This window comes from Flavobacterium sp. GNP002, from assembly GCF_054343795.1.
The window spans coordinates 1,650,796-1,666,014 of record NZ_JBTGUW010000001.1 but is presented as its reverse complement, the minus strand read 5'-3'; the positions used below and the strand labels follow the sequence as shown (position 1 = coordinate 1,666,014).

Sequence of the window (15,219 nt, the reverse complement as noted above, 5' to 3'; positions counted from 1 at the left end):
TATAAAACTAATCTATGAAAACAAAATTTGTCCTTATTGCCGTAACCTTATTTATTTCTACAGTCGTATTTTCTCAAGATTATTATTTACACTGCGGAAAAATTCTAAACACTCAATCTGGCAAAGAGTCATCCAACCAAACCATAGTTGTTTCAAAAAACAAAATCATAAAAATACAAGATGGGTTTGTATCTAAATCCAAACCCGAAGACATTGAAATCGACCTCAAAAACAAATACGTATTGCCAGGTCTTATCGATTTACACGTGCACATTGAAGGAGAGCACAACACTAAAAGTTACATGTCAAAATATTTAGACAATGAGGCAGACGTTGCATTTCAAGCAGTTCGTTGTGCAGAAATCACGCTTGTGGCAGGGTTCACCACCGTACGAGATTTAGGAGGAACCGGTGTTAATATATCCATAAGAAATGCTATCAATAAAGGAATCGTAAAAGGTCCCAGAATATATACTGCAGGAAAATCGATTGCCACAACAGGCGGACATGCAGACCCAACAAACGGAAGCAATAGAAAACTTGTAGGAGATCCAGGCCCACATGAAGGCGTAATTAATTCTCCTGAAGAAGCCGTCAAAGCAGTAAGAGAACGTTATAAAGAAGGAGCCGACGTTATTAAAATCACAGCTACAGGCGGTGTTTTAAGCGTTGCAAAAAGTGGTAAAAACCCTCAGTTTACTTTAGAAGAAATAAAAGCTATCACAACAACTGCCAAGGATTATAATATGCTTACCGCTGCCCATGCACACGGTGATGAAGGAATGCAAAGAGCCATATTAGGCGGAATAAAAACCATTGAGCACGGTACCTTTATGAGTGAAGAGACAATGGAAATGATGAAAAAATACGATGCTTATTTAGTTCCTACCTTAACAGCTGGAAAAGAAGTAGAAAAAAATGCAGAAATTACTGGTTTTTATCCTGACATAGTAGTTCCGAAAGCTAGAGAAGTTGGTCCACAATTGAAAGCTACTTTTGCAAAAGCATATAAAAAAGGTGTCAAAATTGCTTTTGGAACCGATGCAGGGGTTTTTGCTCATGGTACAAATGCAAAAGAATTTGGCTATATGGTTGAAGCCGGAATGCCTGCACTAGCCGCTATACAATCTGCAACAACAACAAATGCCATGTTATTAGGTATTGGAAATGAAGTAGGTCAAATCAAAGAAAACTTTTTGGCAGACATCATAGCAGTTGATGAAAATCCTTTGAATACAATCAAAACTTTGGAAAAAGTCGTATTTGTAATGAAAGACGGAAAAATATATAAAAACTAAACTTGCTACCGCAAAATAGAATAAAGATACAATGAAGCAATATTTAGACTTAGTACAACACGTAATGGAAAACGGTTGTCAAAAAGGAGATCGTACAGGAACAGGAACAAAAAGTGTCTTTGGCTACCAAATGCGTTTTGATCTGAACGAAGGTTTCCCAATGGTTACCACCAAAAAACTGCACTTAAAATCTATTATTTATGAATTGCTTTGGTTTTTAAAAGGCGATACAAATATTAAGTACCTTCAGGAAAACGGAGTTAAAATTTGGGATGCTTGGGCTGATACCAATGGAGATTTAGGACCCGTTTATGGCCATCAATGGCGCAACTGGAATAGTGAGGAGATTGACCAAATCTCAGAACTTATCAAGGAACTAAAAACCAATCCTAACAGTCGCAGAATGTTGGTTTCGGCATGGAATCCTTCGGTTCTTCCTGACACTACAAAATCATTTGATGAGAATGTAGCTAACAATAAAGCCGCTTTGCCTCCTTGTCACGCTTTCTTTCAGTTTTATGTTTCTGATGGTAAGCTATCGTGTCAATTATACCAGAGAAGTGCTGATATTTTCCTAGGCGTTCCTTTTAATATTGCTTCTTACGCATTACTCACGATGATGATTGCACAGGTTTGCGACTTGGAGCCAGGGGAATTCATTCACACTTTTGGTGACGCACACATTTACAACAATCATTTTGAACAACTCGAATTGCAATTGTCACGCGAGCCAAAACCATTACCAAAAATGATTTTGAATCCCAAAATAAAAGACATCTTCGCATTCGATTTTGAAGATTTCACACTAGAAGGCTATGAACCGCATGCCTTGATAAAAGGCAGTGTTGCGGTATAACATAATAAAAAAACGGTGTTTTAGTTAAACTACTAAAACACCGTTTTCATTTCCTGCAAACTCATTCCATTTGAAAGAATCTGCTTCTGGCTCATTTACAAATGCACCATCAATAACATATTTAAACTCATAGGCTGCATCTTTGTTTACATCGAATACACCTTTGAAAGTACCATTTTTTAATTTGCTTAAAGCACCTTCAGCAACACTCCAATTATTGAAATCGCCAACAACGGACGCTTGACTTGCATCTTTTGCTTCAACTGAAAAGGTAACTTTACAAACTGGTTTTGTTTTAACGAATTGTTTCTTGATTGCCATAACTATTTCATTTATAGATTTATATAACAAAGAAAATAAAAGAATTTGAATTTTCAACAGACTCCCGAAGATTTAATAGAATAGCCCAAACTATGTTAATTTATGAATAATTCAATAATTATAGGCGTGCTAAATTTACTATTCAAAAATCAGAAAACGTTTTCATTCTAAATAATCTACAAGCAAAATAGCGACTTTCCAAAATAAATTTTACCTTTATAAACTAAATTTTGATCGATGGAAAAAGAACTACACGAACAGTACGAATATGCAAGAAGAAGAATTAAACAAAAAAAAAGACTGTATTTCCATTTTGTTCTTTTCGTTTTAGGGAGTTTACTTTTATTTATTGCTAATAAATTTTTCGAAATTGCCGTAGATTCTCACTGGTCAATTTGGGTAATTACCATATGGTTGTTCCTCTTTATTTTGCATTTTATAAAAATTTTTATCACGGATCGTTTTATGAATAAAAATTGGGAAAGAGAACAAATAGACCGACTAGTCTCTTTACAACAAAAAAAACTAGATCAATTACAAACACAGGTCAACAACGACGACCTTAAATAACAGTAAATCTATTATGATAATAATGATTGCGGCCGTTGCCGAAAATAATGCTCTAGGGAAGAACAACGAACTGGTTTGGCACCTTCCAAATGATTTTAAAAGATTTAAATCCCTTACTTCCGGACATCATATTATAATGGGTAGAAAGACATTTGAAAGTTTTCCAAAACCATTACCAAACAGAACCCACGTTATAATCACCAGACAGAAAGACTATCAAGCCGAAGGCTGCATCATAGTTGACAGTATGGACAAAGCATTAGCCATTTGTCCAAAAGACGAAGACACATTTATAATTGGTGGTGGCGAAATTTACACTTTAGGGCTTCCTTTTACTGACAAAATAGAAATTACACGAGTGCATCACAACTTTGAAGGCGATGCGCATTTCCCTGAGATTAATGATGACGAATGGAAAATAGTAGCCTCAGAATTTAATGAGAAAGACGAAAAACATCTCTATGATTATTCCTATCAGACATTCATTAGAAAATAAAACAAAAAAACATCCTTTTTACGGGATGTTTTTTTTTAACCATTAATCAAAGAGATGACCTACTCTTGAAAGAGTATTTGATAACATAAAATAAAAATTACAAATATTAGTAATACTCCAGAAATGAAGATTATAATATTTGATGTTTTCTGAGAATACATCTCAAAAAAGCCTTTAATACCAAATACCACGAAGGTACTAAAGACGAAAAAAATTAAAATTTCCAAAAACAAATTTAATCCTAAGAACGTATGTTGCGCTTTAACTACAACACTGCTATGTAAAACAGTGTTTTCAAAACAGCTAACAAGAACAAATGAGATAAAAAACGCTAAAATTATCCACTTGATTTGGTTGATCGATTCTCTTTTAATCATTTAATATGGTTATTTTCCTGAATAACAAATTTGTACAATAAAATCTTTAGTTGCAATACCCACTTTTAGTGATATTTCAAAAAAACTGAATTTTAGTTTTTAGTGTATTTTAAAAACTAAAAATAAAACTTGTTTCTAATTTTTGAAACTGATTATAAGTTCATCAAGTTTGTATTATATTTGTACAAAATAAAAAAATGTCAGAAAAAATAACGCCCTATAAAGATTCAGCTTTAGGTAAAAAAGAACAAGTTGCCCAAATGTTTGACACCATTTCTGGAAATTATGACAATCTGAATCGTGTCATTTCTTTCGGTATTGATATAAAATGGAGAAAAAAAGTGTTGCAAATTGTTTCAAAATCAAACCCGAAGGTTATTCTGGATATTGCTACCGGAACAGGTGATTTGGCAATTTTGATGGCGCAAACAAATGCTGAAAAAATCATTGGATTAGATATTTCTGCAGGAATGCTGGAAGTAGGCGTAAAAAAAATTGCCGCAAAAAATCTTTCCAATACTATCGAAATGATTTTAGCCGACTCAGAAAACATGCCTTTTGAAGACAATTATTTTGATGCGATAACGGTTGCTTTCGGGGTGCGTAATTTTGAAAATTTAGAAAAAGGCTTAGCTGAAATTTTAAGAGTTTTAAAACCTAACGGAGTGTTTGTAATTCTAGAAACTTCTGTACCGGACAAAACACCTTACAAACAAGGATATAGTTTTTATACCAAAAATATTCTTCCATTAATAGGCAAAGTCTTCTCTAAAGACGATGTTGCTTACGGTTATTTATCTGAATCTGCCGCTGCGTTTCCTTATGGAGAAGCGTTAAACAATATTTTGAGAAAAATTGGGTTTATAAATGTTGTAGCCTTACCACAAACTTTTGGTGTAGCTACCATTTACTCAGCTTCTAAAAAATAATACTGAAGATTTCAGCATAAACATGAGAAAAATAATTGTCTTACTATTTTTTGCTTTTATTATAAAAGGACACGCTCAAAAGTCTAAAAATATATTTAGCAGAGACCCTATTATTAATTTGGAAAATTTTCAAAAAAAGAGAATGTATTATGGGTTTTATCTCGGATTCAACTCGTATGATTTCAAAATAGACTATAAAACAGTGGGTCCTGATATTCTTATAAAAAGAACGACTGGGTTTAACGTGGGTATTGTTGCTGATTTGAAACTTCAAGAATACATTGACTTGCGATTTGAACCGGGTCTTTATTACACCAAAAGAGATTTATATTATCCGACAAGTTATTTTTCCGGAAGTACTATTCCCACTTCTTCTGACAAATTAAGAGAAGTAAATAGTACTTACATCCACTTCCCATTATTAGTGAAATTCTCCTCTCTTAGAACAGGTAATATTCGCCCATATTTAGTGGGAGGTGTTTCTGCAACATTAAACTTATCCAGTAATTCTAAATTAATTGATGACAATTTAGAGCAACGCTTTAGAGTAAAAGCATGGACAACTAATTATGAATTGGGCTTTGGAATTGATCTTTTTTCAGAATATTTCATATTCTCCCCTTCCATTAGAGGTGTTTTTGGCATGAATGACGAATTAATCAGAGACAAAGACCCAAACAGTCCGTGGACAAGCAACATAGAATCTTTGAAAACCAGAGCAGTCTTCATCAATTTTACTTTCCATTAAAACTTAGCTCCTACAAAACTCGCTTAATACAATAGCGGTAGCGGTAGCAACATTAAGGCTTTCTGTTTTTTGAAGGTCTCCAAAACGAGGAATTGTGAGTCTGTTTTTAGCTAATTTTTCAATTTCTGCTGAAACTCCATTAGCCTCATTACCCATAATAATAATGCCTTCTTTAGGCAAAACCGATTTGTAAATATTCTCTCCATCCATAAAAGTTCCAAAAACGGGCAGTTTTGTTTCTGCAACAAAAGCAGCAAGATCAATATAATTTACGTTGACTCTGGCGATTGAACCCATGGTTGCCTGAACTACTTTTGGATTATAAATATCAACTGTTTCCTTAGAACACAACAACTGCTTAACACCAAACCAATCACACAAACGCAATATAGTCCCTAAATTTCCCGGATCACGAATAGCATCTAGCGCTACAATTAAACCGGTCTCAATAATTGGTTTTTTCAATGGCATTTTAAAAACTCCCAAACAGGTATTTGGGGTTGCTAATGCACTGATTTTTTTCAAATCATTTTCTTGAATAATCGTTTTTCTCGACACAGGAACTTCCTCAAAATCATTTTGAGTAGTATACAAATGTTCCAATTCAAAATTAGACTCTAGCAGTTCGTGAATCCCTTTTACGCCTTCGGCAAAAAATAATTTATTGGCAATTCTATATTTTTTTTGCTGCAAACTCGTTATAAGCTTTATTTGGTTTTTACTAACCATAAAATAATGTACTTTTGAATTAAATATTTTAGAACACTTGAAAAAAACTTCCACAAAAATAACTGCATTTATTCTAATTGCAATACTAATTTGCGCTTGTAACGCTGTAAAAAGAGTTCCGGACGGAAAACTACTGCTTACAAAAAACGAAATTACTGTAAATGACAAAACAATCAAGGATGAAAATGTTTTTAATCAACTGTATCAAAAACCAAACAGCACCTTAATTGGATACCGTTTAAGATTGAATCTTTACAATCTTGCCAACCTAAATCCAGATTCAACCTATCAAGCCAAGTTTACAAATAATCCGGAAAAATTTAGAAGAAAATCAAAATGGCTATCTGAAAAACAAGTCAATCGCCTTGGAAAATCGTTCTGGTACCACGGAATCCATGATTTCTTAAAAAAAACTGGAGAACCTCCCGTAATTATTGATAAAGACAGAGCTGATAAATCATTGTTGCGCTTGAAATACTATTACTTCAACGACGGCTTTTTTAATGTCAATGCCTCATACAAAATAGACACTTTGAGCATCAAAAAGGGCAAGATTAAATACGCTATTACTCCCGGAAATGCCTATTTTTTAGATTCCTTGAGAACTACTATTTTAACACCGGCTTTAGACTCTTTATATGAGTCAAACAAGTCAAACACGTTTATAAAATCAGGAAATCAATATAAAACAGAAGATTTTGAGAATGAGAAAAACCGAATCACCACTCATTTCAGAAACAACGGAGTGTATTATTTCCAACCTAATTATGTAACTTTTGATATAGACACCATTAAAAAAGTCAATCAGGCAAATATAAACTTGATGATTAGTAATTATTCTTATCAAGAGCAAGATTCAAGCAGAACCGAACCTTTTAAAATTTACAAAATAAGCGATGTAAATATTTATACTGACTATTCACCAAACAATAACAGTATAAAAATTACGGACAGCACAACCTACAAGAACTTTAATTTATACAGTCAGAACAAATTACGATACAAACCACGAGCCATCACTAATGCTATCTTCATTACAAAAGGAGGTTTATTTGCAGATTACAAAACTGTTTTGACGACACGATATTTAAATAATCTTAAAATTTTCAACTATCCTTCAATACAATATGAAGTTGACCTTAGAGACTCAACTGCACAATCATTGATTGCAAAAGTATATTTAACACCAAGGAAAAAATATAGTTTCGGGACTACATTAGATGTTACCCATTCTAACATACAGGATTTTGGTATAGGCTTAAGTGTTTCTGAAACGATACGAAATGTTTTCAATGGAGCCGAAACACTGGAATTAGCTGCGCGTGGTAATATTGGATCATCAAAGGATTTAGCAAATCCAAAGAATAATTTCTTCAATGTTTCTGAATATGGATTAGATTTAAAACTTAACATCCCAAGGATTTTCATGCCTTTCAGCACTGAAAAAATCATTCCTAAAAGCATGATTCCATCTACTCTGATTACAGTTGGTTTTGCAAAACAACAAAATATTGGTTTAGATAAAGAGAATTTCACAGGAGCATTATCATACAATTGGACTCCAAAAAGAAACAATACAGCTAGATTTGATTTGTTCAACACTCAGTTTGTCCGAAATCTAAATCCACAAAATTACTTTAATGTTTACGGTTCTTCTTATAATGCTTTGAATGAAATCAGCAAAGAATACAATACAAATCCCTCCTATTATAACAATGACATTGATAAAGATTTGCTTATTGAAGAAGGAACAGTTGGTTTTACTAATGATGTTCTCACTGGAAACGCAAATTTTTTGAAACCATTAGAACCCGCAGATTTTCAGTCTGTAAAAAGTATTGAGGAACGAAGACTAAGACTTACGGAGAATGACTTTATTTTGGCAACCAGTTTCACTTTTTCAAAAACAACCAAAAAGGATTTAACAGATAATAATTTTTATCTTTTTAAAACAAAAATAGAATCGGCAGGAACCATTTTATCTGCTTTTGCAGCAACAACAAATCAAAAGAAAAATTCAACTGGTAATTATGAAATATTCAATTTAGAATATTCAGAATACATAAAAACAGAATTTGACTACATTAAACATTGGGATTTATCCAAAGAAAAAATATTTGCCTTTAGATCGTTTTTTGGGATAGCTATTCCATTTGGAAATTCAGACTACATTCCTTTTTCAAGAAGTTATTTTTCAGGAGGTTCAAATGACAACAGAGCATGGCAACCATATGGTTTAGGACCTGGCAGCAGTGGCGCATTAGACGATTTTAATGAGGCAAATATGAAAATTGCGATTAGTGGAGAGTATCGATTTAAGATATTAGGCAGTTTAAAAGGAGCTCTTTTTGCCGATGCAGGGAATATTTGGAACGTATTGGACAATGTAAAAGATGAGAAATCTACATTTACCCAATTTAAGGACTTAAAAGATATCGCATTAGGCACTGGATTTGGGCTTAGATATGACCTAAGTTTTTTTGTAATTCGTTTTGATTTAGGATTTAAAACCTACAATCCAGCCAATGAAACTAACAAAAGATGGTTTAGAGAATACAATTTTGCTAACTCCGTTTTAAATTTTGGAATAAATTATCCGTTCTAATGCTAATTAATTCTTATTTTTGCAAACTAAAAACTAAATAAAATAACTAAAAAATTTACAATGGCACACAACATAAAACCAGGCGTAGCTACAGGAGATCAGGTTCAGGAAATTTTTAATTATGCTAAAGAAAAAGGATTTGCACTTCCAGCAGTAAATGTTACGGGATCAAATACAATCAATGGTGTACTTGAAACTGCAGCAAAACTTAATGCTCCGGTTATCATTCAATTTTCTAATGGAGGAGCACAATTTAATGCAGGAAAAGGACTTTCTAATGTAGGTGAAAAAGCAGCAATCGCTGGTGGAATTGCTGGTGCATTACACATTCATACTTTGGCGGAAGCTTACGGAGCAACCGTAATTTTACATACTGACCACTGTGCAAAAAAATTATTGCCTTGGATTGACGGTTTATTAGATGCTTCAGAAAAACATTTTGCTGAAACTGGAAAACCATTATTTTCTTCTCACATGATTGACTTATCTGAGGAGCCTATCGAAGAAAACATCGAAATTTGCAAAGGATATTTAGAAAGAATGAGCAAAATGGGAATGACACTTGAAATCGAACTTGGAATTACAGGTGGTGAAGAAGACGGTGTTGACAACTCTGATGTTGATAGTTCTAAATTATATACACAACCTGAAGAAGTTGCTTACGCATACGAAGAACTTTCTAAAGTAAGCCCAAGATTTACAATTGCAGCTGCTTTTGGAAACGTACATGGAGTTTACAAACCTGGAAATGTAAAATTGACTCCAAAAATCTTAAAAAATTCTCAAGATTTTGTTCAAAATAAATTCAATACAGGACACAACCCGGTAGACTTCGTTTTCCACGGCGGTTCAGGTTCTACATTAGAAGAAATTAGAGAAGGTATTAGCTACGGAGTTATAAAAATGAATATCGATACTGATTTACAATTTGCTTTTACGGAAGGTATCCGTGATTACATGGTAAAAAACATCGATTATTTGAAAACTCAAATTGGAAACCCAGAAGGTTCTGATGCTCCAAACAAAAAACATTACGATCCAAGAAAATGGTTGCGTGAAAGCGAAGTTACTTTCAACACAAGACTTGAGCAAGCATTTGCTGACTTGAACAACGTAAATACATTATAATAAAAAGTTTAAAGTTTCAGGTTTAAGGTTTCAAAACTTTAAACCTTAAACCTGAAACAACAAAAACAATAAATATGGCTTGGTTTAAAAGAAAAGAAAAAGGGATTACTACTGCTACCGAAGACAAAATGGATATTCCAAAAGGACTTTGGTACAAATCTCCAACTGGAAAAATTATTGATGCCGATGAACTAGCTCGCAACTTATTTGTAAGTCCCGAAGATGGTTTTCACGTTAGAATTGGAAGTACAGAATATTTTCAAATTTTGTTTGACAACAATGAATTTGTTGAATTAGATAAAAACATGACTTCTAAAGATCCTTTGCATTTTGTTGACACAAAAAAATATGCAGATCGTTTGAAAGATGTTATGGAAAAAACCAAACTTAAGGACGCAGTGCGCACCGGAGTTGGAAAATCAAAAGGGAAAGATGTTGTTATCTGCTGTATGGATTTCGCCTTTATTGGTGGATCTATGGGAGCTGTAGTGGGAGAGAAAATCGCAAGAGGAATCGATCACGCTATCAAAAACAAATTACCTTTTGTTATGATTTCAAAATCAGGTGGAGCAAGAATGATGGAAGCTGCATATTCATTAATGCAATTAGCTAAAACATCCGTAAAACTTGCTCAACTTGCCGAAGCAAAATTGCCTTACATTTCGTTATGTACGGATCCAACAACTGGAGGAACGACTGCTTCTTACGCCATGTTAGGAGATATTAATATTTCTGAACCAGGCGCATTAATTGGATTTGCAGGACCAAGAGTCGTTAGAGACACAACCGGTAAAGATTTGCCAGAAGGTTTCCAGACAGCTGAGTTTTTACTTGAACATGGTTTCTTAGACTTTATAACACCACGAAAAGAATTAAAAGACAAGATTAACTTGTATATCGATTTGATTCAGAACAATACCATTAGATAAATAAAAATCCCGAGCAATCGGGATTTTTTATTTTTAATATTTCACTACAAATAAAAACAGCTTTCAAATAATTTTGAAAGCTGTTTTTATATTTATTTATACGTTCGCAATAATTTACATTCCTGTTCTAATGGCTTCCACTGGATCTAGTTTTGAAGCAGAAATAGCTGGAAGTATTCCAGAAACTACACCCACAATAATTGACAATCCTGATCCAATAAGTATATTCCAAAAGCTCAAAACAAATTCAAAATCTAACACACTAGTTAAAAGCATTGACAGTAACCAAACTATCAGTAGTCCAATAGCTCCGCCAATAACACATAGAATAACCGCTTCGAATAGAAACTGGAAAAGTATAAATCTATTTTTTGCACCTAACGATTTTTGAATCCCAATTAAATTGGTACGCTCTTTTACAGAAACAAACATTATGTTAGCTACTCCAAATCCTCCAACTAAAAATGAAAAAACACTAATCAAAATTCCTCCACCACGCATGGCACTAATAATACCATCTAACAAATCAGTAAATCCAGAAAGAACATTGATGAAAAAATTATCAGATTCATCGATTTTCATACCTCGATAATTCCTCAGTTTTTGAGCCAGTTCCGCTTTAAATGCATCCATATCAACCCCTTTTTGAGGCTTTACAAGAATTACAGGCGTCATTGAATCATTATTATCACCATATAACCTCCTTAAAAAATTAACCGGAATAAAAACTGAAGTATCATTACTATCGCCAAACATACCTTCTCCTTGCTTTTTTAACACACCAATAACCGTGAAGCGCTGTCCATACAGACGTAGGTTTTTCCCAATAGGTTCGCTTTCGCCAAAAAGATTGTTCGCAATTTCATAACCCAAAACAACTACAGGAGCTCCAGAATTAGATTCAGATTCATTATAAAACCTTCCTTTTGCAAACTCAAGTCCTTGAATTTCTATAAATTCGTGAGATACCGGCACAACATTCACGCCGCTCACTGATTCCGATTCGAATTTCAGAACCTCTCTACCTACAAAAAATTGATAAGCCATTTGATCTATACCATTCATTGAACTTTTCAAGTATTCATATTCATCATATTTAACATCCGGAAACTGTTCTCTTTTCCATAGTGGAATTTCAGAAGGCCCAAATGAAAACCGCATTAAATAAATGGTGTTTTTATCCAAACTGCTTAAATCTTTTTTTATTTTTCTGTCCAAAGAATCAACAGCTGCAAGTACAGCTATAATCGAAAAAATTCCAATAGTAACTCCTAACAAAGAAAGCAACGTTCTTAACTTATTGTTTCGCAATGCATTCATTGCAAAACCAAAACTCTCTTTTAATAATCGAAGGTAAACTAGCATAAAATCTTTTTTGTATTAAAGTAAAATTCCATAAATATTATTCAAAAACCTAATGAAAAATGTATTCGTTGCCGTGTGAATCAATTATTTTATCTTTGCCAATGAAATAGGAGTAAAAATTACAGATTATCTCATTTTCAAATGGCTTAATTTTCACATTAAAAAACTATTTTTGCACTTTATAACTATAACTACATAATGAACACAACAAAAAAAATTCAATCTGCATTAATCTCTGTCTTTTCAAAAGAAGGATTAGAACCTATAGTAAGACAACTAAACAGTCAAAATGTTACACTTTATTCTACAGGAGGGACTGAGGATTTTATAAAAAATTTAGGAATTCCTGTAATTCCTGTTGAAGATGTTACTTCTTACCCTTCTATTTTGGGTGGTAGAGTAAAAACATTACACCCAAAAGTTTTTGGAGGAATCTTAAACCGCCAAGACAATGAGAATGATGTTCAACAAATGATAGAGTTCAACATTCCGCAAATAGATTTAGTAATTGTTGACTTATATCCTTTTGAAAAAACAGTAGCTTCTGGAGCTAGTGAATCAGATATTATTGAAAAAATAGATATTGGTGGTATTTCTTTGATACGTGCTGCCGCAAAAAACTTCAAGGATACAGTAATTGTGGCTTCGGTTGATCAATACAGTTTACTTTTGGATTTAATAACAGAACAAAACGGTGCGACTACATTAGAAGACAGAAAATTATTGGCTACAAAAGCATTTCATGTTTCATCTCATTATGACACTGCGATATTCAATTATTTCAACACTGACGAAACCATTTTCAAACAAAGTATTGCTAACGGTCAAGTTTTGAGATACGGAGAAAACCCACATCAAAAAGGTTTTTTCTTTGGTGATTTTGATGCTATGTTCAACAAAATTCACGGAAAAGAATTGTCTTACAATAATTTATTAGATGTTGATGCTGCAGTTAATTTGATAAATGAATTCAAAAATGACGGTCCAACATTTGCTATCCTAAAACACAATAACGCATGTGGTTTAGCAACTAGAACTACTATTAGCGAAGCCTATCTTACGGCTTTGGCTTGCGATCCAACTTCAGCTTTTGGAGGTGTTTTAATTTCGAATACAAAAATTGATGTAGCTACTGCTTCAGAAATAAACAAATTGTTTTGCGAAGTGGTAATTGCCCCAGAATATGATACTGAAGCCATTACCATTTTACAAGAAAAGAAAAACCGAATTATATTAGTCCAAAACGAAGTAGAATTACCACAAAAACAAGTTCGTACTTGCTTAAACGGAATTTTAGTTCAGGAAAGAAACAACATAACTGACAATAAAGAAGACTTAAGAACCGTTACTATAACTGAACCTACTGAACAAGAAATTCAGGATTTAATTTTTGCTTCTAAAATTTGTAAAAACACAAAATCAAACACGATTGTTTTCGCAAAAAACGGTACACTTATTGCGTCAGGTACAGGACAGACATCAAGAGTTGATGCCTTACAACAAGCAATAGAAAAAGCGAATAATTTTCACTTTGACCTACATGGAGCAGTGATGGCAAGCGACGCATTTTTTCCTTTTCCAGATTGTGTAGAAATAGCTAAACAAGCTGGAATAACTGCTGTAATTCAGCCAGGAGGATCAATAAAAGACGAATTGAGTATTAATTATTGTAATGAAAATAAAGTTGCAATGGTATTTACAGGAACTCGTCATTTTAAACATTAATTTGTTTAACTTTGCCCGTCACAAATTTATAACTTTTAACCCTTAAAAAACTTATGGGATTTTTTGATTTCATGACCGAGGATATTGCGATAGACCTTGGTACCGCCAACACTTTAATCATACATAATGATAAAGTTGTCATAGACAGCCCTTCGATAGTTGCTCGTGATAGAGTTTCAGGCAAAATCATCGCTGTTGGTAAAGAAGCCAACATGATGCAGGGAAAAACACATGAAAACATTAAAACGATAAGACCTTTGAAAGATGGTGTAATTGCTGATTTTGATGCTTCAGAAAAAATGATCAGTATGTTTATAAAAAGCATCCCGGCATTGAAAAAAAGAATGTTTACTCCCGCATTAAGAATGGTTGTTTGTATTCCTTCAGGTATTACTGAAGTGGAAATGAGAGCTGTAAAAGAATCATGCGAAAGAGTAAATGGTAAAGAAGTTTATTTGATTCATGAACCTATGGCAGCTGCAATAGGTATTGGAATAGACATCATGCAACCTAAAGGAAACATGATTGTTGACATAGGTGGTGGAACAACTGAAATTGCAGTAATAGCATTAGGCGGAATTGTATGTGATAAATCGGTAAAAATTGCCGGTGATGTATTTACAAATGACATCGTTTATTACATGCGTACACAACACAATCTTTTTGTTGGAGAAAGTACTGCTGAAAAAATCAAAATTCAAATTGGTGCAGCTATAGAAGACTTAGAAACTCCTCCAGAAGACATGTCAGTTCAAGGTAGAGATTTACTTACCGGTAAACCAAAACAAGTCGAAGTTTCATATAGAGAAATCGCTAAAGCGTTAGACAAATCAATACAAAGAATTGAAGATGCTGTAATGGAAACTTTATCACAAACACCTCCTGAATTAGCAGCTGATATTTACAACACAGGAATTTACCTTGCAGGTGGAGGATCTATGTTAAGAGGTCTTGATAAAAGGATTTCACAAAAAACAGATTTACCTGTATACATTGCTGAAGATCCATTAAGAGCAGTTGTTAGAGGAACTGGTATGGCACTTAAAAACATTACAAAATTTAAAAGCATTTTGATTAAGTAATCCGTTTTTGTTGCACTTGCCAGCCTTCAAGCTCAAGACAAATTAAAGCAATTAGATTACA

Annotated in this window: 14 protein-coding genes; 11 read left to right on the top strand and 3 right to left on the bottom strand. The window is 33.4% G+C overall.

The window, feature by feature from the left end; all coding sequences use genetic code 11:
* Positions 1-14 precede the first annotated feature (14 nt).
* Positions 15-1,298 (top strand): metal-dependent hydrolase family protein, encoded by a 1,284-nt coding sequence (locus ACXX80_RS07260; RefSeq protein ID WP_458552646.1) that lies wholly within the window; start codon positions 15-17, stop codon positions 1,296-1,298.
* A gap of 31 nt (positions 1,299-1,329) precedes the next feature.
* The gene (locus ACXX80_RS07255; protein ID WP_458552645.1) at positions 1,330-2,154 is read left to right on the top strand and encodes a thymidylate synthase; all 825 of its coding nucleotides are present in this window, start codon (positions 1,330-1,332) and stop codon (positions 2,152-2,154) included.
* 24 nt (positions 2,155-2,178) lie between these two features.
* On the opposite strand, the gene ACXX80_RS07250 is transcribed toward ACXX80_RS07255, so the two are convergent.
* Positions 2,179-2,475, bottom strand: coding sequence for an isoamylase early set domain-containing protein (locus ACXX80_RS07250; protein ID WP_458552644.1), 297 nt, complete (start codon positions 2,473-2,475; stop codon positions 2,179-2,181).
* A gap of 237 nt (positions 2,476-2,712) precedes the next feature.
* Here ACXX80_RS07250 and ACXX80_RS07245 point away from each other — a divergent pair, with 237 nt between their 5' ends.
* The 4 genes from ACXX80_RS07245 to porT all read left to right on the top strand — a co-directional run bounded on the left by ACXX80_RS07245 (position 2,713) and on the right by porT (position 5,595).
* Entirely contained in the window at positions 2,713-3,045 is a 333-nt protein-coding gene (locus ACXX80_RS07245; protein WP_315208708.1) for a 2TM domain-containing protein, read from the top strand.
* Between the two features lie 13 nt (positions 3,046-3,058).
* Positions 3,059-3,541: a dihydrofolate reductase gene (locus ACXX80_RS07240; RefSeq protein WP_458552643.1), complete on the top strand. Its 483-nt coding sequence runs from the start codon at positions 3,059-3,061 to the stop codon at positions 3,539-3,541.
* A 574-nt stretch (positions 3,542-4,115) separates the two neighbouring features.
* Positions 4,116-4,847 (top strand): bifunctional demethylmenaquinone methyltransferase/2-methoxy-6-polyprenyl-1,4-benzoquinol methylase UbiE, encoded by a 732-nt coding sequence (gene ubiE, locus ACXX80_RS07235; protein WP_458552642.1) that lies wholly within the window; start codon positions 4,116-4,118, stop codon positions 4,845-4,847.
* Between the two features lie 22 nt (positions 4,848-4,869).
* Entirely contained in the window at positions 4,870-5,595 is a 726-nt protein-coding gene (gene porT / locus ACXX80_RS07230; protein ID WP_458552641.1) for a type IX secretion/gliding motility protein PorT/SprT, read from the top strand.
* Positions 5,596-5,598: 3 nt separating this feature from the next.
* Here the strand turns inward: porT and ACXX80_RS07225 are convergent, their stop codons facing one another.
* Positions 5,599-6,324, bottom strand: coding sequence for an RNA methyltransferase (locus ACXX80_RS07225; RefSeq protein ID WP_458552640.1), 726 nt, complete (start codon positions 6,322-6,324; stop codon positions 5,599-5,601).
* A 37-nt stretch (positions 6,325-6,361) separates the two neighbouring features.
* Between ACXX80_RS07225 and tamL the strand changes: the two genes are divergently transcribed.
* From tamL to accD, 3 genes are all read left to right on the top strand, one after another.
* On the top strand, positions 6,362-8,929 hold the full coding sequence (gene tamL / locus ACXX80_RS07220; protein ID WP_458552639.1) for a translocation and assembly module lipoprotein TamL: 2,568 nt from the start codon (positions 6,362-6,364) through the stop codon (positions 8,927-8,929).
* Between the two features lie 60 nt (positions 8,930-8,989).
* Positions 8,990-10,057, top strand: a complete 1,068-nt coding sequence (gene fbaA, locus ACXX80_RS07215) for a class II fructose-bisphosphate aldolase (RefSeq protein ID WP_315208690.1) — start codon at positions 8,990-8,992, stop codon at positions 10,055-10,057.
* A gap of 74 nt (positions 10,058-10,131) precedes the next feature.
* Positions 10,132-10,986: an acetyl-CoA carboxylase, carboxyltransferase subunit beta gene (accD, locus tag ACXX80_RS07210; protein WP_099713614.1), complete on the top strand. Its 855-nt coding sequence runs from the start codon at positions 10,132-10,134 to the stop codon at positions 10,984-10,986.
* Positions 10,987-11,100: 114 nt separating this feature from the next.
* Here the strand turns inward: accD and ACXX80_RS07205 are convergent, their stop codons facing one another.
* Positions 11,101-12,351 carry an ABC transporter permease gene (locus ACXX80_RS07205; RefSeq protein WP_458552638.1) on the bottom strand — a complete coding sequence of 417 codons (1,251 nt, stop codon included), beginning with the start codon at positions 12,349-12,351 and terminating at the stop codon, positions 11,101-11,103.
* 198 nt (positions 12,352-12,549) lie between these two features.
* Between ACXX80_RS07205 and purH the strand changes: the two genes are divergently transcribed.
* A complete protein-coding gene (gene purH, locus ACXX80_RS07200) occupies positions 12,550-14,076 on the top strand; it encodes a bifunctional phosphoribosylaminoimidazolecarboxamide formyltransferase/IMP cyclohydrolase (protein WP_458552637.1) in 1,527 nt (508 codons plus the stop codon).
* A 53-nt stretch (positions 14,077-14,129) separates the two neighbouring features.
* A complete protein-coding gene (locus ACXX80_RS07195; RefSeq protein WP_035668436.1) occupies positions 14,130-15,158 on the top strand; it encodes a rod shape-determining protein in 1,029 nt (342 codons plus the stop codon).
* Positions 15,159-15,219: the final 61 nt, after the last annotated feature.